The sequence below is a fragment of the Pseudomonas sp. 9_2_1 genome (assembly GCF_059295275.1).
This window is the reverse complement of sequence record NZ_CM181239.1, coordinates 4,225,898-4,249,579: the sequence shown is the minus strand read 5'-3', so window position 1 is coordinate 4,249,579 and position 23,682 is coordinate 4,225,898. Positions and strand designations below refer to the sequence as shown.

24 protein-coding genes are annotated in these 23,682 nt (G+C 63.0%); 21 read left to right on the top strand and 3 right to left on the bottom strand.

All coding sequences use genetic code 11. The annotated features are described in order from the left end of the window. Positions 1 to 4 precede the first annotated feature (4 nt). The 8 genes from AC5O5I_RS19215 to AC5O5I_RS19180 all read left to right on the top strand — a co-directional run bounded on the left by AC5O5I_RS19215 (position 5) and on the right by AC5O5I_RS19180 (position 8,308). A complete protein-coding gene (locus AC5O5I_RS19215) occupies positions 5 to 475 on the top strand; it encodes a transposase (protein WP_494511346.1) in 471 nt (156 codons plus the stop codon). Then, a complete protein-coding gene (locus AC5O5I_RS19210) occupies positions 472 to 951 on the top strand; it encodes a DUF1833 family protein (protein ID WP_494511345.1) in 480 nt (159 codons plus the stop codon). Before AC5O5I_RS19215 ends, AC5O5I_RS19210 begins: the two co-directional genes overlap by 4 nt. 2 nt (positions 952 to 953) lie before the next feature. Further along, complete coding sequence (locus tag AC5O5I_RS19205) at positions 954 to 1,358, top strand: hypothetical protein (RefSeq protein WP_494511344.1); 405 nt, start codon at positions 954 to 956, stop codon at positions 1,356 to 1,358. Then, positions 1,327 to 4,380, top strand: a complete 3,054-nt coding sequence (locus AC5O5I_RS19200; RefSeq protein WP_494511343.1) for a host specificity factor TipJ family phage tail protein — start codon at positions 1,327 to 1,329, stop codon at positions 4,378 to 4,380. Before AC5O5I_RS19205 ends, AC5O5I_RS19200 begins: the two co-directional genes overlap by 32 nt. A gap of 56 nt (positions 4,381 to 4,436) precedes the next feature. After that, a complete protein-coding gene (locus AC5O5I_RS19195) occupies positions 4,437 to 6,374 on the top strand; it encodes a hypothetical protein (protein WP_494511342.1) in 1,938 nt (645 codons plus the stop codon). 26 nt (positions 6,375 to 6,400) lie between these two features. Further along, positions 6,401 to 7,237: a hypothetical protein gene (locus tag AC5O5I_RS19190; RefSeq protein WP_494511341.1), complete on the top strand. Its 837-nt coding sequence runs from the start codon at positions 6,401 to 6,403 to the stop codon at positions 7,235 to 7,237. A gap of 97 nt (positions 7,238 to 7,334) precedes the next feature. After that, the gene (locus AC5O5I_RS19185; protein WP_494511340.1) at positions 7,335 to 7,772 is read left to right on the top strand and encodes a structural protein P5; all 438 of its coding nucleotides are present in this window, start codon (positions 7,335 to 7,337) and stop codon (positions 7,770 to 7,772) included. Beyond that, entirely contained in the window at positions 7,769 to 8,308 is a 540-nt protein-coding gene (locus tag AC5O5I_RS19180; protein WP_494511339.1) for a DUF2514 family protein, read from the top strand. Before AC5O5I_RS19185 ends, AC5O5I_RS19180 begins: the two co-directional genes overlap by 4 nt. A gap of 35 nt (positions 8,309 to 8,343) precedes the next feature. Here AC5O5I_RS19180 and AC5O5I_RS19175 read toward each other — a convergent pair whose 3' ends face one another. Continuing rightward, the gene (locus AC5O5I_RS19175; RefSeq protein WP_494511338.1) at positions 8,344 to 8,868 is read right to left on the bottom strand and encodes a hypothetical protein; all 525 of its coding nucleotides are present in this window, start codon (positions 8,866 to 8,868) and stop codon (positions 8,344 to 8,346) included. Between the two features lie 70 nt (positions 8,869 to 8,938). Between AC5O5I_RS19175 and AC5O5I_RS19170 the strand changes: the two genes are divergently transcribed. The 12 genes from AC5O5I_RS19170 (at position 8,939) to AC5O5I_RS19115 (ending at position 21,567) form a co-directional block, all read left to right on the top strand. After that, entirely contained in the window at positions 8,939 to 9,139 is a 201-nt protein-coding gene (locus AC5O5I_RS19170; RefSeq protein ID WP_494512779.1) for a hypothetical protein, read from the top strand. Between the two features lie 75 nt (positions 9,140 to 9,214). Next, positions 9,215 to 9,574, top strand: a complete 360-nt coding sequence (locus AC5O5I_RS19165; protein WP_494511337.1) for a LexA family protein — start codon at positions 9,215 to 9,217, stop codon at positions 9,572 to 9,574. Between the two features lie 690 nt (positions 9,575 to 10,264). Continuing rightward, complete coding sequence (locus AC5O5I_RS19160; protein WP_172218496.1) at positions 10,265 to 10,819, top strand: helix-turn-helix domain-containing protein; 555 nt, start codon at positions 10,265 to 10,267, stop codon at positions 10,817 to 10,819. Between the two features lie 27 nt (positions 10,820 to 10,846). Then, a complete protein-coding gene (locus AC5O5I_RS19155; RefSeq protein ID WP_494511336.1) occupies positions 10,847 to 12,193 on the top strand; it encodes a glutamine synthetase family protein in 1,347 nt (448 codons plus the stop codon). A gap of 84 nt (positions 12,194 to 12,277) precedes the next feature. Next, positions 12,278 to 13,051, top strand: coding sequence for a gamma-glutamyl-gamma-aminobutyrate hydrolase family protein (locus tag AC5O5I_RS19150; protein ID WP_172218492.1), 774 nt, complete (start codon positions 12,278 to 12,280; stop codon positions 13,049 to 13,051). Positions 13,052 to 13,118: 67 nt separating this feature from the next. Beyond that, positions 13,119 to 14,477, top strand: coding sequence for an aspartate aminotransferase family protein (locus AC5O5I_RS19145; RefSeq protein WP_172218490.1), 1,359 nt, complete (start codon positions 13,119 to 13,121; stop codon positions 14,475 to 14,477). A gap of 197 nt (positions 14,478 to 14,674) precedes the next feature. Further along, positions 14,675 to 15,229, top strand: coding sequence for a helix-turn-helix domain-containing protein (locus AC5O5I_RS19140; protein WP_172218488.1), 555 nt, complete (start codon positions 14,675 to 14,677; stop codon positions 15,227 to 15,229). A gap of 116 nt (positions 15,230 to 15,345) precedes the next feature. After that, entirely contained in the window at positions 15,346 to 16,059 is a 714-nt protein-coding gene (locus tag AC5O5I_RS19135) for a tellurite resistance TerB family protein (RefSeq protein WP_172218487.1), read from the top strand. 393 nt (positions 16,060 to 16,452) lie between these two features. Then, a complete protein-coding gene (locus AC5O5I_RS19130; RefSeq protein WP_172218485.1) occupies positions 16,453 to 16,935 on the top strand; it encodes a formate dehydrogenase subunit gamma in 483 nt (160 codons plus the stop codon). Continuing rightward, positions 16,929 to 18,488: a formate dehydrogenase beta subunit gene (locus tag AC5O5I_RS19125; protein ID WP_494511335.1), complete on the top strand. Its 1,560-nt coding sequence runs from the start codon at positions 16,929 to 16,931 to the stop codon at positions 18,486 to 18,488. The genes AC5O5I_RS19130 and AC5O5I_RS19125 overlap by 7 nt, the downstream gene beginning before the upstream one ends. After that, a complete protein-coding gene (fdhF, locus tag AC5O5I_RS19120; RefSeq protein ID WP_172218481.1) occupies positions 18,485 to 21,367 on the top strand; it encodes a formate dehydrogenase subunit alpha in 2,883 nt (960 codons plus the stop codon). The genes AC5O5I_RS19125 and fdhF overlap by 4 nt, the downstream gene beginning before the upstream one ends. Next, complete coding sequence (locus AC5O5I_RS19115; RefSeq protein ID WP_172218479.1) at positions 21,364 to 21,567, top strand: formate dehydrogenase subunit delta; 204 nt, start codon at positions 21,364 to 21,366, stop codon at positions 21,565 to 21,567. The genes fdhF and AC5O5I_RS19115 overlap by 4 nt, the downstream gene beginning before the upstream one ends. Before the next feature lie 135 nt (positions 21,568 to 21,702). On the opposite strand, the gene AC5O5I_RS19110 is transcribed toward AC5O5I_RS19115, so the two are convergent. Continuing rightward, positions 21,703 to 22,566: a universal stress protein gene (locus AC5O5I_RS19110; RefSeq protein ID WP_172218477.1), complete on the bottom strand. Its 864-nt coding sequence runs from the start codon at positions 22,564 to 22,566 to the stop codon at positions 21,703 to 21,705. A gap of 151 nt (positions 22,567 to 22,717) precedes the next feature. Here AC5O5I_RS19110 and AC5O5I_RS19105 point away from each other — a divergent pair, with 151 nt between their 5' ends. Then, positions 22,718 to 23,335, top strand: a complete 618-nt coding sequence (locus AC5O5I_RS19105; protein ID WP_172218475.1) for a MiaE family protein — start codon at positions 22,718 to 22,720, stop codon at positions 23,333 to 23,335. Between the two features lie 21 nt (positions 23,336 to 23,356). Here the strand turns inward: AC5O5I_RS19105 and AC5O5I_RS19100 are convergent, their stop codons facing one another. After that, the gene (locus AC5O5I_RS19100; protein ID WP_172218473.1) at positions 23,357 to 23,677 is read right to left on the bottom strand and encodes an ElaB/YgaM/YqjD family protein; all 321 of its coding nucleotides are present in this window, start codon (positions 23,675 to 23,677) and stop codon (positions 23,357 to 23,359) included. Positions 23,678 to 23,682 lie beyond the last annotated feature (5 nt).

Here is a 23,682-nt window from a genome sequence, read left to right as displayed (position 1 = left end):
GGCAATGATTCAATACCCGGCAGAATTGCCACTTCCTCTGCAGGAGGGGTATGGCCTGAGCACGGTTGATCCGATGCGGGCTACGCCGATGGTTACCGGTCGGTCGCGGTACCGGCGGGTAACTAGCAATCCTCCGACCTCCGCTCAGTTCACATTCAACTTCAGCCAGGAAGAGTTCGCCCTTTTCGAGGGTTGGTATACCTGGGCGCTGAACCTTGGCGTCGAGTGGTTCGAGATGCCACTTCAAACCGCTCTGGGCATGCAGGTGCACCTGGTGCACTTCAAAGGCATGTACACCGGCGTGGAACTGACTCAAATCAAGCGCTGGCGGTTCTCTGCTCGCTTGGAGTTCAAGAAGCGCCCGGTCTACACCGAGGACCAGTATCTCGGCGCCTACCTGGGCATGCCGCTCGACCAGTTCAACGACGGCCTGCAATCCATTCTTGAGAAGTGGCACACGGAGTACTTCGGATGAGCCTGATCGAAGAGTGCTACGCATCGGGGCGCGGGGAACTGGTCGACACCATCGAGGCGAGGGAGGAAGGGGGCACCGTCTCCCACCTGTACTGCTCTGGGTGGGAAGACCGGGTGTGCACAACGGAGGATGGCCGCACGCTCACCTTCATCGCCATGGCCATGGATCTGGCACTGCCGAAGAACGACAACAGCGCGTTCCAGAACCTGGTGCTTGGCCTGGACAACGTGACCGGCGAGGTGCAGGAGGTGGTGGAGGCGGCCAAGGCTGCCGACAAGCGCTTCATCATCACCTTTCGGCGCTACCTGGCCGAAGACCTCACGTTCCCGCAAGAGCGGTATCGGATGACGCTCCTGAGCCGGGAATATGAAGACGACGTGGCAAAACTCACCGCTGGCTTCTTCGACCTGCTCAACACCAACGGTCTCCGCACCATCCTGACCACCTCTCTGGCACCTGGCCTGAAGTACATCTGACCATGATCGAGAAATTCATGCGCGCCCCGTATCGCGAGGGTGCACGGGGTCCTATTGCCTTCGATTGCTGGGGCCTGTGCCGGGCGATTCGGCACGAGTTCTTCGGGCTGGGTTTGCTGCCATCCCTGGGTGCTGTGGGCAAGGACAAGATCCTAGCCAATACGAAAGCCTATCGGGCCCTCCGCAAAGCGATGGAGGAGTGCATGCCAGAGCCTGGTGCTATTGCAGCGGTGCTTCGCGGCAGAGCCCTGCTGCACGTAGGCACAGTGCTGATGAGCGAGGGAAGGCTGAAGGTGCTGGACACAAACCCCGGCGGCGCATGCCTCCGGACAACCGGCGAGTTCGAAGCCGCTCACCCCAAGGTGGTCTATTACCGTGATCGAGTTCTACCCGAACAAGCTGAGTGATACGGCGCCTCTCGGCATCTGGAAGACCGACCGCCGCATGTCTATCGAGGAGTGGCTGCAGTCCCTGGCCCCGTCGTATGAGCGCCGGGAAAGCCCGCCAATCAGCGTGCTGCTGAACGATGAGGTGATCGAGCAGCACCTGTGGCACAAGGTGCAGTTCAAGCCGTCCGACCTGTTCCAGATCTACCGCGAGCCAAAGGGCACCGACCCATTCTCCATCACCTTCGCCCTGTTCAAGGGCGCCAAGGCGGTGCTGAAGTCGATCATGCCCAAGATGCCCGGCATGCCTTCCAGTGCCGGCGCTCAGCAGGGCGACCCCATCGCCGAGGCGAGCGCCAAGGGCAATAAGGTGAAACTGGGTGAGCCAGTGCGCCAGGTGGCTGGACACCAGAGGGTGTATCCGGCCTATCTCGCCCAGCCTCGCCGGGTATATGTCGCGCCGCGCGACCAGCGAGTGGAAATGCTGCTGTATATCGGCGAAGGCGAGTACGAGGTGCCGCTCTCCAAGGTCAAGGTTGGCGAAACGCCGCTGATCTCCTTGGGCGCCGACGCGACGTTCACGATCTACCCGCCAGGTGCTGACCTTTCGGCAGATCCGGCGCACATCAACTGGTTCAACGCCCCAGAGGTCGGGGCAAGCTCCAGTGGCTCTGCAGGCCTCGAGCTGACCATGGCCGCCGACCTGACCCGGTCAGCTACGGCTTCGGCGTACCAATTCGTTGGCGAAACCATCAGCGTGCCGGCCGGCTCCGGCCAGTTCCCGGCTGACTGGTCGAATGGGATCATCATCCGCGTGCTCGCCCCGTACACCTATACGGTGATCGACGGCGGCGCCGGGCGCGACATCATCCGTGGCCCGCTGGAGATGCTCAACCCAGCCGCGGGCATGCTCATCGAGGTGGCCGGGGCAAATGCGGGCCTGTATGTGGTGCACAGCTACACGCCGTACAGCCCAGGCGTGCCGGCCAACCCCGGCACAGCGTCGACGCTGACCGGTTCTGCAACGCCGAGCCGGTACGACTTCAACGTCACGCCGCTGAGCTTTAGCCTGGTCCGGGGCGCATCCACCTACCCGGTGACGCTGAATACGGCCACGACCGACCTCGCCGGCCTCGTGTCTGCACTGAATACCCTGCTCAGCGGCACGTCATTCCAGGCGCAGCAGAGCAGCGGGCGCCTGCGCTTCGTTGAGTTGACCCCGTTTGCTGGCCAAGCCATCACAGCGACCGGAGCATCAACCATCTTGGGCTCGTCTCCAGTCGGGGTTACCGGCACGGCAGCGACCAGCGCCATTCCCGAGCAGCCAGCGGAAATGACGCTCGACTACGACGGCGGATCGCCGGTGGTCGGCCTGGCGCTCGGGCAGGGCCTGGCCACCATAGGGCCGCGCGGACTGCGGTACCGGATCACTGCCTACAGCACCAGCCTACTGGAAGTGGAGCGCCTGACCTCGTCCGGCTCTACCGATGCCGGCTGGCCAGGCTTCAACACGATGCAGACCGTCAACGGCCTGATCACGCTGGACGCCTCGAACCTTCAGGGCGGCTATCGCGGCCCGTTCGCCTGCTGCCCGGACAACGAGAAGGTCATCGAGCTGGAGTGGTCGGTCACCTACGCCAACGGCCTGGCCGGCATTGGCAGGGAAGGGCAGATCTACGAGATCCCGACCTACTACGTCTTCGAGTACCGCGACATGGATCTCGCCGGTCCCTGGACTGTGCTCGAGCAGATGAACTACGGCGGGTCGCTGGATGCACAGGGGTTCACCGGCCGCGTTGCGCTTCCCTATGCGATGCGTGCCGAGGCCAGGGTGCGCAAGCTTTACAAGGACCGCCCGGGCCGGATCAACGACGAAGCGCGGGATGATGCCACTTGGACGGATCTGCGCGGGCGGATGCAGAACTCGCCCACGAGCTACCCAGGCCTGACCGTGATGACCGCCAACATCCGGGGTGGAGACCGTATTTCGGCGCAATCGGAAAGCCAGGTGAGCGGCGAGGTAACCCGCATTCTTCCGCTGATGGAGGGCGGTACCGGACCAACCCGCGACATCGTGCCCTGGTGCATCTACCAGTTGAAGCAGCGAGGGTACACGGACGACGACCTGGATCTGCCCGAGTGGCAGGCCTTCCACAACACCTGCGTGGCCCGAGGCGATACCTATGACGAGACGCTGGAATCGACGATCACCGTCAAGGACATGATCAACAACGCGCTGGCGTGCGGGTTCGGCGAACTGGTGACCTTCCGGGGATTGCTGCGCCCGGTTCGTGACAGCGCCCGTGCCGCGTTCGACGTGACCTACGGCCCGAAGACCCAGACTTACTCTCCGCAGAACATGACCAAGATGCTGAAGATCAGCGGCGCCATGCCGTCGATCAACGACTTCGATGGCGTGGATGTGGAGTTCTTTTCGCGCACCACCTGGGCGTGGGAGACGGTCGAGTGCCGGTGGCCGGGTGACCTGGGCATCAAGGTCGAGAAGATCAAGATGCCCGGCATCAGCGACCGGACAAGGGCCTGGCGTATCGGCATGCGTCGGCGTGGCCACCAGAAGTTCCGGACCGACATCTACAGCTGGGAAACCGAGATGGACGGCAGCAACAGCGGCTATCTGAGCTTCGCGGCCGTTGCTGATGACGCGCCCAAGCGCTGCCAAAGCGCGATCTTGCTGGGCTTCGAGGTGACAGGGTCCGGAACGCTGCTGAGCTCATCGGAGCCTCTGGACTTCAGCGCCGGTGGCGAGCACCGGATCGGCGTGCGCAAGCTGGATGGCACGCTGTCCGGGCCGTGGACTGCCACGCAGGTTGATCAGTACACGGTGCGCGTCGATGCACTCGACTTCACGCCAGAGGTGGATGGCCCGCTGGAGCCGCCCCACATCCTGTTCGGGCCTGCAGCACGCTGGGCCTACCCGGTGCTGATCACCAGCTCCGACCCAGCCAATGGCAACACGGCGATGAAGGGCATGCCCTACGACGCCCGCGTTTACACCTACGACGACCAGTTCCCGCCGGCATGACGCCGCAGAAGTTACCAAGCCCGCCAAGTGCGGGCTTTTTTATTGAGGAAGATTAGATGAGCGGCCAACAGACCCTTCAGGAGCTGGACCGGATTGTCGGGACGACGAACGAGCTACTGCTGTCGCCCGAAGTGAAGATGATGGATGTTGGTGGCGGGGTAATCCGGCCAACCAATGCGATGGTGATGACGAACCTGGCGACATTGCTCGGCGGTGCCATGCCTTATGTATCAGTAGAGCTTGGCCTTGCTGCGACTGCCGACGGCACGAACTTCAGTGTGCTCTCCAGCGCCCAGGATGAGTACGTCAAGGTCTACAGGAACCAGGCAGGCGTTGCGGAATATGTGGACAGCTACCCGAACGCCGAGGCAACCCGTAGCGCAGATGTTTTAGCGCGCACAGCACTCAGCCAGACCCCGCCACGATCGCTGGATGATGAAATGCCGTGGGCAGTGGTGGACGAAAACTACCGGGCAATTCTCGGCGTGAAGAAGAACGGCGCGGCCCATGCTCTTCTCGATACTCTGCCAGGGCTGGACCTCTTGGGCGACTATGCCTGGGCGGTGGTAGATGCTCAGGGCGTGGTGCTGCTGGGCATCAAGTGGAGCGGCGAGGTGGTCACGTTCGGTCAGAGCACGGGCGCCGTTGCTGCCTACGCTGATGGTCCGGTGGGTGGCCAGGATATCTGGGTGCTGGTGGATGGCGTGCCGTACCAGGTCACGTCCAGTGGCGACAACTTCTCGCCGCAGGTGTCGAGCGGCCGGCTGTCCTATATCCGGCGCAGCGGCGCCGTAGCATCCGTGACAGTCGATATTCCACTGCCTGGATCTGTCGCTGATTTCGTAGAAACCATTATCCATATCGTCAGTTCTGGCCAGTCTCTATCCATGGGGGCAACCAGTACGACAGTTACGACCCAGGCCCCGACGGCAAACCGCCTGCTGACGTTCCAAGATGGAGTGCGCCTTACCGATCAAGACGCAACGCTTACCGAGGCCATGGTGGCCCCATTCAAGCCAATGGTTGGCAAGCTCCAAGAAACGCCAGTAGTTCAGTTGTCTGCCCAGCTCAACCGTCTTCGCGGCCTACCAAGCAATGCCGGGCTGTTGACCAGCGCACATGGACGAAACGCAATGGCGATTGCCCAGCTCAGCAAGGGAACGCTGTTCTACAACAACCTGATCGCTGGCGTTACGGCGGCCAAGGCCGAAGCCACCAGGCTTGGGAAAAACTACTTCGTCCCGTTCGTTGACTGGATTCAGGGCGAGCAAGACCGGTCCATGACCCAAGCCGCTTACACCGCTGCGCTGATTCAACTGCAGTCCGATTACGATGCCGACATTCGTACTGCTGGCGGCCAGAGCAGGCCGGTCAAGTTGCTGATGGACCAGGTGAGCAGCTTCACCAACTACGGCATGACCAGCAGCTTTGTGCCACTGGCTCAACTCCAGGCTGCTCTGGATTTCCCTGATCGCTTCGTGTGCGCTGGGCCGAAATATTGGGTGCCCTACAACACCGATGGCACACATATGACCGGTGACAGCTATTCAAGGATCGGGTGCATGCACGCCAGGGCGGCAGAATCCATCATCAACAATCGCACTTGGAAACCTACGCACGCGGTCTCGGCCGTCCGCGCTGGCAGCGTCATTCACGTCAAGTTCTACACCCCCTTCGGTAATCTGGTCGTCGACACCGGTGCAGTGACCGATCCGGGCAACTGGGGCATTCGCTACGTCGATGACAGCAGCAGTGCCACGGTTACCGGTGTGAGGCTGGTAGGTCGCGACACAATCGAAGTCACCCTGAGCGCGGTTCCGACTGGCATCAATCCCTTCGTCGGCATTGCGGACGCCGGTATCGCGGGAAGCCCTTCAGGCCCCACCAGCGGCGCCCGATCTTGCTTGCGCGACGAAAGCCCCGACCGGGATGGCTACGGGAGGCCCGTATTCAACTGGGCTTGCCACCAACGGATTGCCGTCGAGGCAACCTGATCATTATTTAGAAGAAGGAACATTTCATGGCTGGTCAGCTTATCCGACTACCAGGTGTCACTGCGGCTGCCGCTGCAGGCGCCCCACGAATCGTCATGACGGCGCCTGACGCTGTCGCCGCCAAGATCGCATCGCTCAAGCACGTCGTCAGCGCGCGGAGCATGACTGCGCTAAGTGGCGGCGGCGTTACAGGCCGCTGCCGACTCACGGGCAAGGTGCTCACACCGGCGGGAGCAAACATCGATCGCTGGCAGATTGTCACCCTTGCTGGCCGGGAAGCGCTTTACTCTGGCCCTGCTGCATCGGGCGGACAGGGCGCGGCCGCCTCGATTTTGCTGCCGGCGGGTAGCTATACCGAATCGTTCACTCTGGTATCTGCGTTTGCCTGGGATCCGGCTGACCGAGCTGGCAATTACCTTACCAACTTCATTGTTGGCTATCCTGATCCAGCAAGTCCAACTACCACAAGCTGTACGCTGCGGGCATGGGGGCAGCAGTACGCCACCGAGTCTGCTCGAAACCGCGTGGCGACCGGCACGAAAAGCGTTGGGTCGGTAACGAAGGTTATCCCTGAAACCACCTGGGGCATTTTTGTCTGCGACTTCAACTCTGAGACCCGCCGGATCTCGCTCTCGATCAACAGCGGAGATGTTTTCGATCAGGTCGTGGAAACCGGTTCTGTTACCGCCCTCGCAGAGGGTGCCTTCCTAGAAATCGGCTATCGGTATAGCAATAATGCCCTGCGCAACTCCAAGTTCGGCGACTTGTACACCTTCGAAGAGTCGCTGCTATCGACCGAGATCGGAGCAGGTCAGCTCAAGGAACTGGTAGCGGAGCTGAAAACCTACTACAGCATCGCCTGATCACAGCTTTCACCAAATGGCCGCCTCGAGCGGTTTTTTTGTGTCTGCAATTCATGCAGCCCGCCCAGAGCGGGCTTTCTTTCGCCTGGAGAAACCCATGACCACACCCCGCGGAGTGCGCAATCGGAACCCCGGCAACATCGATTTCAACGCCCGCAACGACTGGCAGGGCCAGATCGGCAAGGAGCCTGGCGGCCGGTTCGCGATCTTCGACACGCCAGAAAACGGCATCCGCGCCCTGGGAAAGCTGCTGATCAATTACCGGGGCAAGGACGGCATGCCTGGCGTGGGCGGCAAGGGCATCGACACCGTACTCGAGACGATCAACCGCTGGGCGCCGAGCAACGAGAACGACACCCAGGCCTATGCCGGCGCCGTGGCCAAGCGCATCGGCGTGCGCACCACCGACCCGATCAATATCAAGGACCCGGCCACGCTGCGCGGGATGGTGGTCAGCATCATCATCCATGAGAACGGCGGTAACCCGTATTCAGCTGCCATCATCGATGAAGGCGTGCGGCGGGCGCTGGCGTGACCTGGCTGGGGGCGGTACCGGCCTGGTGCTGGTGGCTGATCGCGCTGGTGCTGGTGGCTGGAGGCCAGGAAATTCGCGTGGGAGCGGGAAAGTCTGAGGCCGCTGCCGCCCGCGGCGAAACCGCAAGGGCACGAACAGAACTGGCAGACTACCGCCTGCTGGTGGCCGAGCGTGACCGCCGCGCCGCCGCCCAGGCCAGGGCCGAAGAGCAACGCCGCCAAGCCGTGGCGGACGAGGAGGGTGAGAGTGCACGACAGAAATTGGAATTGGCCCAGGGCCGCGCCGCTGCTGCTGAGTATGCTGCTAGCGGGCTGCACGGCGAAATCAAGCGACTGCGGGATGGCCAGCGAGCCACCTGCGTTACCATCGCTACCCAGCAGCGCCAGGCAGGAACCTCTGCCGTCGTGGTGCTCGGGGGATTGCTTGAAGACGCTGACCGAATGGCGGGCAGCTGCGCAGCAGCGCTTGAGCGAAGCCGAATAGCTGGGCTGGCGTGCGAGGCCGTGGTTGATCGGGTTAAAGCCCGTAGCGATTGACTATTTTCTGCACTGAAGGCATGCCATGGCTGGTTCTATTTAGGTCGCTCGGACTCAAAGGTGAATTTCTCGCCATAGGCAGATTTGTAGGTGATGTTCAGCTCCAGATGACCAGACAAAAAAGCATTGAAGTCAGTAATAATCGGGTTGTGTTCGATTGTGGCAATCGAGATTTCTTTTCCCGCCGGGAGCACAAAATCAGGCTTGAAAAATTCGGTCTGGACGAGCTTGCACTCCGGCACAAGCGCCACGGCATTTGCGATCAACGCCAGGCTGTCACCCGGAACCACTGTTCCTCGATTCATCAACGAAGCGGAAGTGATAATGGCGGGCCCTATGCCATCGTTTCGAAGCTCGATCTTGTATATTCCAGGTCTCTGCTCGAAATGCAGAGCCAGGTGGGGCTTTACCGAGAGACGATTGTGCAGCCTGGACAGGTAGGCCTGATACAGCGATGCGCCAAGAGCGCATAGCGCGACTACGCCGGAAGCAACTGCGAGAACGGGCTCCCACCAATCGGTGGATGTGACCGCTTCAACGTAGATGTATTGGATTTCCATTCTGATCCGCTATTGTTCCCAGGTATCCACTCGATGGGAGAGGTTCGTGGAGCGGAGAACTCTAGCAGGGTTGATTCAAGCAGGGGAGCCGCTAATCCAGCAGGCTGTCGACGCCCTGCGCGAGTATCACCAGGCTCAGGACCATGGCGCGCCGGCAGAAGATGTCGAGCGGTTGCGCCTCCTGGCCGAGTCGCTGTTCCAACTGGTTGCGGATTACCAGCTCCGGGTGGTTGCGAAGGCGCGAGGTAAGGATTTGCCGCCGTTGCATTAGGCCGCCGATCGGCAGTTGCCCGCGCAAGCGCGGCCATACGATACTGTATCCATATACAGCATATGGCCACCCATCATGAACGCAGCCCTACCCATCGAAGCCGACAACAAACTGGTCTCGATAGACGACCTGATCCACCTGCGCACGCCCAGCGTTTACCTGGTCAAGGTGGATGGCGACAGCATGCAGGGTGCCGGCATTTTTTCCGGTGACCTGCTGGTGGTCGACCGCCTGGTAGAATCCCGTTCGGGCCACATCATCATCGCCGCGGTGAACGGCGAAGCAACCTGCAAGCGCATGGTTATCCGCGACGGAAGGGTCGTTCTCATGGCGGACAATCCGAAATACCCGTCCCGGTACATTCTCGAAGGCGACCAGTTCGAGGTGTGGGGCGTGGTGGCCCACAGCATTCGGGATCATGACCGTGGACTGTGAGAAACACCGGCAGTGCCATACCGGAGTGCCCCCTCAATCCTGCCCAAAAAATGACCAAATCAATGGTCATCCTGCCTTCCTTGCTGAATTTTTGCTTTAGCAAATCTTCAAGCGTCGTTTCTACCCAGTAAACACTGGGCCTTCCCGTTTAATCGACCCGATCCATCATCGGTGCAACGGAAAACCGGCGGGACGGTTCCGCGCCTTGAATTACAGCGGATTCTTGGGGCATCTGGGGCACATATCTGATACCCGGCCGGATACTGCGCAGCCGGGTGGATTTGGGGAATGCGCATAGTCTACCAACTTGGCCTGCCATGCGTCTGGGCCGGTGATGGCTGGCGGTGCCATACCTGATCGTTCAGTGTATGGCTTGAGACAGGTGATGCTGCAGAGTGGCCAACCGAGAAATCCAGTCAAGCCAACAAGGCTGACAACCATGGCCTGACAGGTTTGGTACGTTGCAACAAATGTGGGAGCGGCGGTGCGGCGATCCGATTCACCCGCGAAGCGCCGCGCGGGCGGCGCTCGATCTCACAGGCGCCGAAACTGCCATGTCGATCACCTATCAGCCCAACGTGCTTGACTGACTGGTACTTGGGTAATCAGTCACCCCTCACTTGACTCGTGAAAATTTTAGTGTATTTTTTCATGAAAAATAACTCTAAAAATTTCACGGCAGTCCGAATCATGAAGATGCACGAAGAGCTTGAAGCCCTCGCAATCCTTGTTCACGACCTGCGCAAATTCAAGAACCTGACCCTGGGCGAGCTGGCCGAGCGGATCAACCGCTCGGTCGGCTTTCTCTCCCAGGTTGAACGCGGTGTCTCGCGCCCTACGGTTGCAGACCTCACCGCCATCAGCGAAGCGCTCGGTGTGTCCACCGCGTACTTCTACAACCTCAGCAAGCCCCGCAGCGTCAGCTGGGTCACGCGCCCCCACGAGCGGCGCACGCTGTATCTGGAATCGGGCATCACCGATGTGCTGGCGTCGCCCACCATCGCCGGCGCCTTCTCCATGCTCGACAGCCATCTCGAGCCAGGCGCCAGCAGTGGCGAGCCGTACCTCAGTGACCGTTCCGAGCAGGGCTGTTTCGTGCTTGAAGGCGAGCTCACGGTGTGGCTGGACCAGGGCGATGCCGTGACCCTGCAAGCCAACGACTGCTTCCAGCTGCACCCGCATGCGCAGTTTCGCTACGCCAACCTGACGGACAAACCCACCCGTGTGCTCTGGGTCTTCAACTGAATTCGTTCACCTCACAAGGACAAGAAGATGAGTGTCATCTTTCCGGATCTGCTGACTGAAGTGCGCTCGTTCCGGGCGCAGTACCCGGCCATACGTTATGTCGACCTGATTGCGCTGGATATCCCCGGGCACTTCTACGGCAAGCGCTACCCCATGGACATGCTGGAAAAAGTCGCCGCCGGCACGCCACTGAAGTTGCCGCAGAACTGTGTGCTCCTTGGTACCCAGGGTGGCCTGTACCCGATTGGTGACTACTGCTTCGCCGACGGCGACCCGGATGCTGCACGGCGCCTGGTGCCGGGTACTCTGAAGCCGGTGCGCTGGGAGCAGGAAATGATCGCCCAGATGCTTATCACCTCCGACGGCACCGCCAAACCTATCGAGTTCGAGCCCCGTGAAGTGCTGGCCCGCGTCATCCAGCGCCTGGCCAGGCGTGGTATCCGCCCGGTAGTGGCTTTCGAGCTGGAGTTCTACCTGTTCGACCGCAAGCTCGCCAACGGCCAGCCGCAATACCCACGCGACACCGCGAGCGAAGACCCGGACGACCAGCCGAACATGCACATCGAGCGCTTGTCGCGGTTCTCGTCGGTGCTGCACGAAATGGTCGATGGCGCCAACGAGCAGGGCGTGCCGGCCAACGTCATCACGGCGGAGCTGGGCCCAGGCCAGTTCGAGATCAATTTCTCCCACAGCGACGATGCCCTCAGTGCGGCGGACTGGTCGGCACTGTTTTGCCGCAGTACCCGTGGCATCGCCCTGAAGCACGGCTACCGTGCCAGCTTCATGAGCAAGCCGTACCTGCACGCACCGGGCAGCGGCATGCATGTACACGTAAGCCTGTACGACGACGCCGGCAACAACATTCTGGCCGGCGCCGAACAGCGCAAGCTGCGCCATGCGGTGGCCGGGTGCCTGGAGCTGCTGCCCCACTGCATGCCGATCTTCGCCCCCAACCACAACGCCTACCGCCGTTATGGCGCCATGGTCAACGCGGCGAGCAAGGCCAGCTGGGGCTTCGAAGACCGCGATGCGTGCATTCGCATACCCGAGTCCGACCCGCGCAACCTGCGCATCGAGCACCGCCTCGCTGGCGCCGATGCCAACCCGTACCTGGTGCTGGCCGCCATCCTCACCGGCATGGAGCATGGCCTGGATCGCGGCGTCGAACCTATCGCCCCGCTGAACGACAACCGCCAGAGCGGCATCGATTTCCCCAAGGATGCCCTCAGCGCCCTGGCCGCCATGCGGCACCACCCGGTCCTGAACGAGGGCCTGGGCAGTGAGTTCGTGATGGTCTATTGCGAAAACAAATACCAGGAACAACTGGACTTCATGCAGCACATCGATGCCCGCGAGTACCGCTGGTTCTTGTAGGTGCTGGCGCTCGAACAGCGACGCTGCGCCCTTTCTTTCTAGCGTTTCAATACAACGCGCAATATGGATTTGCCGGAGGAAGATATGCCCCGTGTGCCCGTTATCGGCATTACCGCATGCACCAGCATGATTGAACAGCATGCAACCCAGACCATCAGCGAGAAGTACGCGCGTGCGGCAGCCAAGGCCGCGTCCGGCTTGCCGATCGTGATTCCCAGCCTGGCAGAGCTGATGGACAGCGCCGATATCCTCGACGTGGTGGATGGGCTGATCTTCACCGGTTCGCCGTCCAACATCGAACCGTTCCACTACAACGGGCCGGCGAGTGCCGCAGGCACCCATCACGACCCTTTGCGTGATGCCACCACCTTGCCGCTGATGCGTGCGGCCATTGCCGCCGGGGTGCCGGTGCTGGGCATTTGCCGTGGGTTTCAGGAAATGAACGTGGCGCTGGGCGGCACCCTGCACCAGAACGTTCACCAGACCGGCGTGTTCATGGACCACCGCGAAGGCAAGGACGAGCCCATCGACAAGCAATATGGCCCGCGTCACGCCTTGCATATCGAGCCGGGCGGCATGCTCGAGCGCATGGGCTTGCCGGCGATCATCGAGGTCAATTCCATTCATGCCCAGGGCATCGACGTATTGGCGCACGGGCTGCGGGTGGAGGCGCTGGCGCCCGATGGCCTGGTCGAAGCAATTTCGGTACGCAACAGCAAGGGTTTTGCCCTGGCCGTGCAATGGCACCCCGAGTTTCAGGTGATGGACAACCCCCATTACCTGGCCATCTTCCAGGCCTTCGGCAAGGCCTGTCGGCATCGTTCGGTACTGCGCCAGACGCTGTTGAAGTCGGCCTGAATACCGACCGTCCCCACTGCAAAAATACCCGCGCAGCACGGCTGCGCAACTTGATGGAGTGAAGTCAATGCGTGAACAGAATTCGCAAACCCTCGCCTGGCAGGCCATGAGCCGTGACCATCACCTGGCCCCGTTCAGCGACGTGAAGCAACTGGCCGAGAAAGGCCCGCGCATCATCACCTCGGCCAAGGGCGTATACCTCTGGGACAGCGAGGGCAACAAGATCCTCGATGGCATGGCCGGCCTGTGGTGCGTGGCGGTCGGCTATGGTCGCGATGAGCTGGCCGAGGTTGCCAGTCAGCAGATGAAACAGTTGCCGTACTACAACCTGTTTTTCCAGACCGCGCACCCACCGGCGCTGGAGCTGGCCAAGGCCATCGCCGATGTGGCGCCGCAAGGCATGAACCATGTGTTTTTCACCGGCTCCGGCTCGGAAGGTAACGACACCGTGCTGCGCATGGTCCGCCACTACTGGGCGATCAAGGGCCAGAGCAGCAAGAAGGTCATCATCGGCCGCATCAACGGCTACCACGGCTCCACCGTGGCAGGCGCGGCCCTGGGCGGCATGAGCGGCATGCACCAGCAGGGCGGGGTGATCCCGGATATCGTGCACATCCCGCAGCCCTACTGGTATGGCGAAGGCGGCGACATGACCGAGGCCGACTTCGGCGTGTGGGCGGCCGAGCAGCTGGAGAAAAAGATCCTGGAAGTGGGCGTGGACAATGTCGCCGCGTTTATCGCCGAACCCATCCAGGGCGCCGGTGGCGTGATCATCCCGCCGCAGACCTACTGGCCGAAGATCAAGGAAATCCTCGCCAGATACGACATCCTGTTCGTCGCCGATGAAGTGATCTGCGGCTTCGGCCGTACCGGGGAGTGGTTCGGTACCGATTACTACGACCTCAAGCCCGACCTGATGACCATCGCCAAGGGCCTTACCTCTGGCTACATTCCCATGGGCGGTGTGATCGTGCGGGACGACGTGGCCAAGGTCATCAGCGAAGGCGGCGATTTCAACCACGGCTTCACCTATTCCGGGCACCCGGTGGCGGCTGCGGTGGGCCTGGAGAACCTGCGGATCCTGCGGGACGAGCAGATCATCGAGCAGGTCCGGGAAAAAACCGCGCCTTATCTGCAACAACGCCTGCGCGAGCTGGCCGACCACCCGCTGGTAGGCGAAGTGCGCGGCCTGGGCATGCTCGGTGCGATCGAGCTGGTGAAAGACAAGGCCACCCGTGCCCGTCATGAAGGCAAAGGTGTCGGCATGATCTGTCGCCAGCACTGCTTCGACAACGGCCTGATCATGCGCGCCGTGGGCGACACCATGATCATCGCGCCGCCGCTGGTGATCAGCATCGAGGAAATCGACGAACTGGTGGCAAAAGCGCGCACGTGCCTGGATTTGACGTACGAGGCGGTTCGTTAAGGATAGAGGGCCTGGCTGTCCATATTCAGCGCCTGTGAGATCGAGCGCCGCCCGCGCGGCGCTTCGCAGCACAAGGCTGCTACATTTGTTTCGGGACAATTATTCCTGAGGCAGCCGCGCCAAGGCATTTTGCTTTGTCAGGTGAATCATGTACTTTTCAGGGCATCAATTTCCCGTCCGAAAGTCGCGATTCAACTATGAAAGTGCATGAAGAAGTCGAAGGCCTGGCAGTACTGATTCGCGACCTGCGCAAGTTCAAAGGCCTCACCTTGGGCGAACTGGCCCAGCGCATCGGCCGTTCGGTGGGCTTTCTGTCCCAGGTCGAGCGCGGCGTATCGCGCCCGACCGTGGCCGACCTCACGGCCATCAGTGAAGAGCTTGGCGTGTCGACGGCCTATTTCTACAAGCTGGAAAAGCCCCGCGAACTCGACTGGGTCACCCGCCCTCACGAGCGTCGCACGCTGCACTTGGCCGGCGGTATCACCGATGTGCTGGCATCGCCCAGCATATCCGGCGCCTTCTCCATGCTTGACAGCCACCTGCAGCCGGGCGCCAGCAGCGGCGAGGCGTACCTGGACGACAGTTCGGAACAAGGCTGTTTCGTGCTTGAAGGCGAGCTGACCGTCTGGCTGGATGGCGGCGAGCCGGTAACGCTGCAGGCCAGTGACAGTTTCCAGCTGCAACCTCACGCAAGGTTTCGCTACGCCAACCTCACCGACAAGCCCACCCGGGTGCTCTGGGTGTTCAGCTGAGGCGAGGGCGCACCACAGTCATCCGCGTGGCTATCGCGCCAGACGGTCATGGCGTATCGCTTTGAGGGGACTATCGTTGCTTGTCTGGGCAACGACTACCAGCCGAGGGCGGAGCCATGAACACCAGTGATCTGCTTGAACAGTTACTCAGGGCCGGGCAAGGCTCGCAAGCGCAACAAGGAAGTGCCGGCCCGTCATCGCAGGACACCCTGGGCGGGTTGCTTGGCGGCTTGCTCGGTGGCGGCGGTGCCACGCGCGGCGGTGGCGGCCTTGGTGGTCTGCTGGGCGGTCTGTTGGGTGGCAGTGGCGGCAGCGCTGGCGGCTTTGCCCAGGGGCGCTCCGCGGGTGGCAGCAACTACGCGGCCTTGGCATCGTTGGGGATGATGGCGTTCCAGGCCTATCAAAGCTGGCAGCGCAGTCAGGCGGCAGCCCCGCAGGCGGCACTTCGTACGGTCGATCAATTGTCCGGCCCCGAGGCCGAGGGCCACAGCCATGCAATCCTGCGTGCGCTGATTGCGGCAGCCAAGGCTGACGGCCGTGTCGACGAGCAGGAACAACAGTTGATCTACGCAGAGATCAAACGGCAAACCAGCGACCCGCAACTGCAGCAATGGCTGGATGAGGAAGTCGGCAAGCCACTCGATGCTGCCGAGGTGGCCCGGTCGGCCCAGGACCCGGCCATGGCTGCGGAAATGTACCTGGCCAGCGTAATGCTGGTGGACGACCAGCAGGACGCAGAGCGCGCCTACCTGGACGAACTGGCCGCCGCACTGCAGCTCGATCCGGCATTGCAACTGCAGCTGGAACAGCAGGCCAAAGGCGCCGCTTGAACGGGCCAGAGGTTGATGTCGGCATGCGTTGAAACCGGGGAAACCGGGTTCTCTAGGTCCACGGGCCGCTCTGTTTCCTCGATGGTGCAGGCTTTTGCCGCGCTGCCAGGGCAGGGCACCTGCTACTGCAACCCCTGTACCTGCCCCTCCCGCAGCCAGAACCACCGCAGGTCGGTTTCAGAATGCGCCTGGTCGCTCGCACGCAACCCTCAAACGCTACAAGTGCCATGCTTGCAGGATGCCTAGGGACCAGTGCGCGCAGACGCGCGGCCGTGGGCGAGGAGGCCGCCAGCTCCACGCAACCGTGACGTGGCCGGCGCGCCGCAGCAGAACACGCCGGATACCTGCCCTTACAACAATTCAGGCGGGGTCCGTGATTCCGAGGTCCGCTGTATGCCTGATGAATTGCTCCACCTGCCCGTGATCCAGCGCATCCTGGCGCGCGACAAGGATACCCCTGGCGCGCTGCTGCCGATCCTGCACGCCATCCAGCACGACATCGGTTTCATCCCGGAAGCCGCCATTCCCGAAATCGCCCATGCCTTGAACCTCAGCCTGGCCGAGGTGCACGGGGTAATCAGCTTCTACCACGACTTCCGCACCGCTGCGCCAGCACGCCACACCCTGCGCCTGTGCCGCGCCGAGTCGTGCCAGAGCCGTGGCGCCGAGGCCCTGGCCGCGCAGCTGCGCGAGCAGCTGGCACTGGACGACCACGGCACCAGCGCCGACGGCGCCATCAGCCTGCGCCCGGTGTACTGCCTGGGCGCCTGCGCCTGCTCGCCGGCGCTGGAACTGGACGGCCAGGTGCACGCACGGCTCACCCCGGAGCGCTTGCGCGCCCTGGTGAACGGTTGCCGGGAGGACGCAGCATGCTGAAGGTGTACATCCCTTGTGATTCGATCGCCCGTGCCGTCGGCGCCGATCAGGTTGCCGATGCCTTGCAGCGCGAGGCTGCGCGCCGCCAGTTGCCGGTGGAGATCCAGCGCACCAGTTCGCGCGGGCTCTACTGGCTGGAGCCGCTGCTGGAGTGCGACAGCGTCCAGGGTCGCCTGGGTTTCGGCCCGGTCACCCCGCAGGACGTGCCATCGTTGCTCGATGCTTTAGCCGGCGAACCCGGCGGCCACTCGCTGGCGCTGGGGCCAGTCGAGGCAATACCTTATCTCAAGACCCAGCAACGCCTGCTGTTCGCCCGAGCCGGCATTACCCGGCCACTGTCGCTGGACGACTACCGCGCCAACGGCGGCTTTGCCGGTCTTGCAGCGGCGGTGGCCCTGGACGGGGCCGAAGTGGTCGCTGCCGTGCTCGATTCCGGTCTGCGCGGCCGGGGCGGCGCAGCGTTCCCGGCCGGCATCAAGTGGCGTACGGTGCGGGACGCGGGGGCCGGGCAGAAGTACGTGGTCTGCAACGCCGACGAAGGCGATTCCGGCACATTCGCCGACCGCATGCTGATGGAAGGCGACCCCTTCCTGCTGATCGAAGGCATGATCATCGCCGGCCTGGCAGTGGGCGCCGACAAGGGCTACATCTATGTGCGCTCTGAATACCCCGACGCCATTCGCGTGCTGAACCAGGCCTTCGCCCTGGCGCGTGATGCCGGCTACCTGGGCAGCGATGTCGCCGGCAGCGGCCAGGCGTTCGACCTGGAAGTGCGGGTGGGGGCGGGCGCCTATATCTGTGGCGAAGAAACCGCGCTGCTCGAATCCATCGAAGGCAAGCGCGGCATTGTCCGCGCCAAACCACCGCTGCCGGCACTGCAGGGGCTGTTTGGGCTGCCGACGCTGGTGCACAACGTGCTCACCCTGGCTTCGGTGCCCATCATCCTGGCCAAAGGCGCAGCGTTCTATCGTGATTTCGGCATGGGCCGTTCGCTGGGCACCATGCCGTTCCAGCTGGCCGGCAACATCCGCCAGGGTGGCCTGGTGGAACGCGCCTTCGGCCTGACCCTGCGTGAGCTGGTCGAAGGCTACGGCGGCGGCACAGCCAGTGGCCGGCCGCTGAAGGCCGCGCAAGTCGGTGGCCCGCTGGGTGCCTGGGTGCCGCCCAGCCACTTTGATACGCCCCTGGACTACGAAGCCTTCGCGGCCATGGGCGCGATGCTCGGTCACGGCGGCGTGGTGGTGGCCGACGACACCCTGAACATGGCCAGCATGGCGCGCTTCGCCCTGCAGTTCTGCGCCGAAGAGTCCTGCGGTAAATGCACCCCGTGCCGCATCGGCTCCACCCGCGGCATGGAAGTGGTCGACCGGCTGATCGCCAGCAGCGATTTCACCGAGCGCCACGACCAGGCGCTGTTGCTGCGCGACCTGTGCGACACCCTGCAATATGGCTCGCTGTGCGCCATGGGCGGCATGACCGCGTACCCTGTGGCCAGCGCCCTCAAGTACTTCCCCGCCGATTTTGGGCTGACCACCACGGAGGCCGCGCAGTGATCAATTACTTCGACCCCGATTTTGATAAAAGCAGCGACCTCGGCACTCCGGCCCGTGACAGCGAGGTACAGGTCAGCCTGCACATCGATGGCCGCGCCATCAGCGTGCCCGCCGGCACGTCGGTAATGCGCGCCGCAGCCATGCTCGGCACCAGCATTCCCAAGCTGTGCGCCACAGACAGCCTTGAAGCCTTCGGCTCATGCCGCATGTGCATGGTGGAAATCGAGGGCATGCGCGGCTACCCGGCGTCCTGCACCACCCCGGTCAGCGAAGGCATGCAGGTGCGTACCGAAACCCCGCGCCTGGCGGGCCTGCGCCGCAACGTGATGGAGTTGTACATCTCCGACCACCCGCTGGACTGCCTGACCTGCTCGGCCAACGGCAACTGCGAGCTGCAGACCGTGGCCGGCCAGGTCGGCCTGCGCGAGGTGCGCTACGGCTATGACGGGGCCAACCACCTGGCCGAAAAAAAGGACGTCTCCAACCCGTATTTCGACTATGAGCCGAGCAAGTGCATCGTCTGCAGCCGCTGTGTACGCGCCTGCGAGGACATCCAGGGTACCTTTGCCCTGACCATCACCGGGCGTGGCTTCGAGTCGCGGGTGGCGGCTGCGGGTGGTGAAAATTTCCTGGCCTCGGAGTGCGTGTCCTGCGGCGCCTGCGTGCAGGCCTGCCCGACCGCAACCCTGACCGAAAAGAGCCTGGTCCAGCTTGGCCAGCCTGAGCGTTCGGTCATCACTACCTGCGCGTACTGCGGTGTCGGCTGCTCGTTCCGCGCTGAAATGAAGGGTGACACGCTGGTGCGCATGGTCCCCGACAAGAACGGCGGTGCCAACCACGGCCACGCCTGCGTCAAGGGCCGCTTCGCCTGGGGTTACGCCACCCACCCGGACCGCATCACCAGACCGATGATCCGCAAGCGGCTGGAAGACCCGTGGCAGGAGGTCAGCTGGGACGAGGCGGTGAATTACGCCGCCAGCGAGTTCCGTCGCATTCAGCTCAAGTACGGGCGCGACTCCATCGGTGGTATCACCTCCAGCCGCTGCACCAACGAAGAAGCCTACCTGGTGCAGAAACTGGTGCGCACTGCCTTCGGTAACAACAATGTCGATACCTGCGCGCGGGTGTGCCATTCACCCACCGGCTATGGCCTGAAGCAGACCCTCGGCGAATCGGCCGGCACGCAAAGCTTCGATTCGGTGATGCAGGCCGACGTGGTGCTGGTGATCGGCGCCAACCCTACCGACGCCCATCCGGTGTTCGGCTCGCAGCTCAAGCGCCGCCTGCGCCAGGGCGCACGGCTGATCGTGATCGACCCCCGGCGCATCGACCTGGTCGATTCGCCGCACGCCCGTGCAGACCTGCACCTGCAACTGCGCCCGGGCACCAACGTGGCCATGCTCAACGCGTTGGCCCATGTGATCGTCACCGAGGGCCTGCTGGCCCAGCGCTTCATCGATGCCCGCTGCGAAACCGCAGACTTCGCCCGCTGGCGCGATTTCGTCAGCCTGGCGGACAACGCCCCCGAGCTGCTCGGCCCGGTCTGCGGCGTACCCGCCGAGCAGATTCGCGCCGCTGCCCGGCTATACGCCACCGGCGGCAACGCGGCCATCTATTACGGCCTGGGTGTGACCGAGCACAGCCAGGGCAGTACCGCCGTCATGGGCATCGCCAACCTGGCCATGGCCACCGGTAACATCGGCCGCGAAGGGGTAGGGGTAAACCCGTTGCGCGGGCAGAACAACGTGCAGGGATCGTGTGACATGGGCTCGTTCCCCCACGAACTGCCCGGTTACCGGCATATTTCCAACGAAGGGGTACGCGCCGAGTTCGAGCGGGCCTGGGGCGTGACCTTGCAGCCTGACCCGGGGCTGCGCATTCCCAACATGTTCGAGGCAGCGCTGGACGGTAGCTTCAAGGCCCTGTACTGCCAGGGCGAGGACATCGCCCAGAGCGACCCCAATACCCAGCACGTCACTGCTGCCTTGCGCGCCATGGAGTGCGTGGTGGTGCAGGATATCTTCCTGAATGAAACCGCCAAGTTCGCCCATGTGTTCCTGCCGGGCAGTTCGTTCCTGGAAAAGGACGGCACCTTCACCAACGCCGAGCGGCGTATCTCGCGGGTGCGCAAGGTCATGGAGCCGCTGGCCGGCAAGGCCGACTGGGAGGCAACCGTGGCCCTGGCCAACGCGCTGGGCTATCCGATGAACTACCAGCATCCGTCCCAGATCATGGAGGAAATCGCCCGCCTGACGCCCACCTTCCGCCGCGTCAGCTACGCCGAAATCGACCGCCAGGGCAGCCTGCAATGGCCCTGCAACGACGCCGCGCCGGACGGCACGCCGACCATGCACATCGACCAGTTCGTGCGCGGCAAGGGGCGCTTCATGCTGACCGGCTATGTGCCCACCGACGAGAAGGTCAACAACCGTTACCCACTGCTGCTGACCACCGGGCGCATCCTCAGCCAGTACAACGTCGGCGCCCAGACCCGGCGTACCGGCAACGTCGCCTGGCATGATGCCGACCGCCTCGAAATCCACCCGACCGACGCCGAAAGCCGTGGCATCCAGGACGGTGACTGGGTCGGCATCGGCAGCCGCGCCGGGCAGACCGTGCTACGGGCCAAAGTCAGTGCGCGGGTGGCGCCGGGGGTGGTGTACACCACTTTCCACTTCCCCGAGTCGGGGGCCAACGTGATCACTACCGACAACTCGGACTGGGCCACCAACTGCCCCGAGTACAAGGTCACAGCGGTGGAGGTGGTGAAGGTGTTCCAGCCGTCGCAATGGCAGCAGCGTTACCAGGACTTCAGTGATGAACAGCGGCGCCTGCTGCAGGAACGCCGTACAGCGGAGCAAGCCGAGGTACGCCGATGAGCAGCGACAACCTGGTCAAGATGGCCAACCAGATTGCCCATTACTTCGACAGCGAGCCAGACCGTGCGCTGGCGGTGCAAGGGGTGCGGCAGCATTTGCAGAGCTTCTGGACGCCGGCCATGCGCCAGCAGCTGGCAGCCTGGGTTGCGGCTAACGAAGGGGAGGGGGTGGACCCGAAAGTGCGCGAAGCATTGGCCTAGCGGCTGGTGCTTTTTGGGGCTGCTTCGCAGCCCATCGCCGGCAAGCCAGCTCTCACAGGTGCTGCGCATGGCTTCAGGTCAATGCGGTCGATGTGGGAACTGGCTTGCCGGCGATAGGGCCCTGGCAGGTCGAACTCAGCCGCGGGCCAGTTCGGCCAGGTGGGCGATGGCTTCTTCGCTTTTGAGTACCAGTACATCACCCTCCAGCTTGTCCAGCACCACTTCCGAGGTATTGCCGATCAACGCCCCGGTAATCCCGGTACGGCACACGGTGCCAATCACCGTTACCACCGCATCGAGCTTCTGTGCGGTATGCGGGATCAGCACATCCGCCGGCCCTTCAGCCACATGCAGGCACTCGTCGCTGATGCCGTACTCGGCCTGGAACGCGTTGCATGCTTCGCGGTAGCGCTGTTCGATGGTCTCGCTCAGCTGGTACGTCGGGTCCGAGGCCGACAGCATCGGCGACGGATGGGCACTGATGACGTGCAGCTCACCCTTGGCCAGTTTGGCGATCTCGAAGCCATGGTCGATGATGCTGGCATGCAGGCGGCGGTGGTCTTCGTCCTGGTTGCCCACGTCCACTGCGGCCAGCACCTTGCCCGCGGTCCAGGGCCGCTCGCTCTTGACCATCAGCACCGCACACGGGCACTGGCGCAGCAGCTTCCAGTCACTGGGGGTGAGCAGGGCCTTCTTCAGCGGGTTGTCCGGGCGGTGCTCCTTGATCACCAGCTCGCAGCCTTCGGCCTGCTGCACGGCAATGATGGATTCATGCAGGGTGTCGTGCCTGGCCTGTTCATGGGTGACGTTGTCATAACCGTCATCATGCAGCTGGCTGCTCAGCAGGCTCAGCAACGCGCTGTGGTCATGCCGCTTGTCGCACATCAGCAGGTGCAGGCGTGCGCCGGTGACGCCGGCAATCAGCTTGGCCCGGGTCAGCGCCCGGCTGTGGGCGTGGTCGGGGTCGAGGACGACGAGGATGCTGCGGACGGCTTGCATGGGGGCAACTCCCTTCAAAGGTGGCACCGGTGCTTGACTATAGCCGGTGCTACCCTGGCTGGCGCTTGATGTACATCAAGCATAGTCACTGGCGCCGACGGCCGCCGCCGGTATAATCGCCGACCCTGCCTGTTCTGTGTGGTCGCACCCTATGTCCCTGATCCCCGAAATCGACGCCTTTCTTGGCTGCCCGACGCCAGACGCCTGGATCGAAGCGGCGCTCGCCGACCAGGAAACCCTGCTGATCGACCACAAGAACTGCGAATTCAAGGCCGCCAGCACCGCCTTGAGCCTGATGGCCAAGTACAATACCCACCTCGACCTGATCAATATGATGTCGCGCCTGGCCCGCGAAGAACTGGTGCACCACGAGCAGGTGCTGCGCCTGATGAAGCGCCGCGGCGTGCCACTGCGCCCGGTCTCGGCCGGGCGTTATGCCTCGGGCTTGCGCCGCCTGGTGCGGTCCCACGAGCCGGTCAAGCTGGTGGACACGCTGGTGGTGGGGGCGTTCATCGAGGCGCGCAGCTGCGAGCGTTTCGCCGCACTGGTACCGCACCTGGATGAGGAGCTGGGCCGCTTCTACCACGGCCTGCTGAAAAGCGAAGCGCGCCACTACCAGGGCTACCTGAAACTGGCGCACAACTATGGCGATGAGGCGGACATCGCCTGCCGGGTGGAGCTGGTTCGTGCAGCAGAAGTGGAGCTGATCCAGTCACCGGACCAGGAGCTGCGCTTTCACAGTGGCATACCCTTGGCGCAGGCCGCCTGATCGCACCAGGCGGCCCGGCGTTCAGTTGCGCCGCCCCAGCAGCAGGCCGACCACCAGGCCGAAACCTGCAGAAATGGCCACCGTCTGCCACGGGTGGCCACCAATGTAGTCCTGGGTGGCGTCCACCACTGGCTGCGCCTTGTCACGCATGTTACCGGCGGCCTGGCGCGCCTGCTTGAGCTTGAGGCTGACCTGCGCGCGCAGGTTATCTGCCTCTTCGCCAACCAGGGCGGCGCTCTCGGTCAGCAGCTTCTCCGATTCTTCGATCAGCGACTGCAACTCGCTGAATACCTGGTCCTTGATCTGATCGCTGTCAGCCTGTGCGGCGTTTTTGCGGGCCATGAACT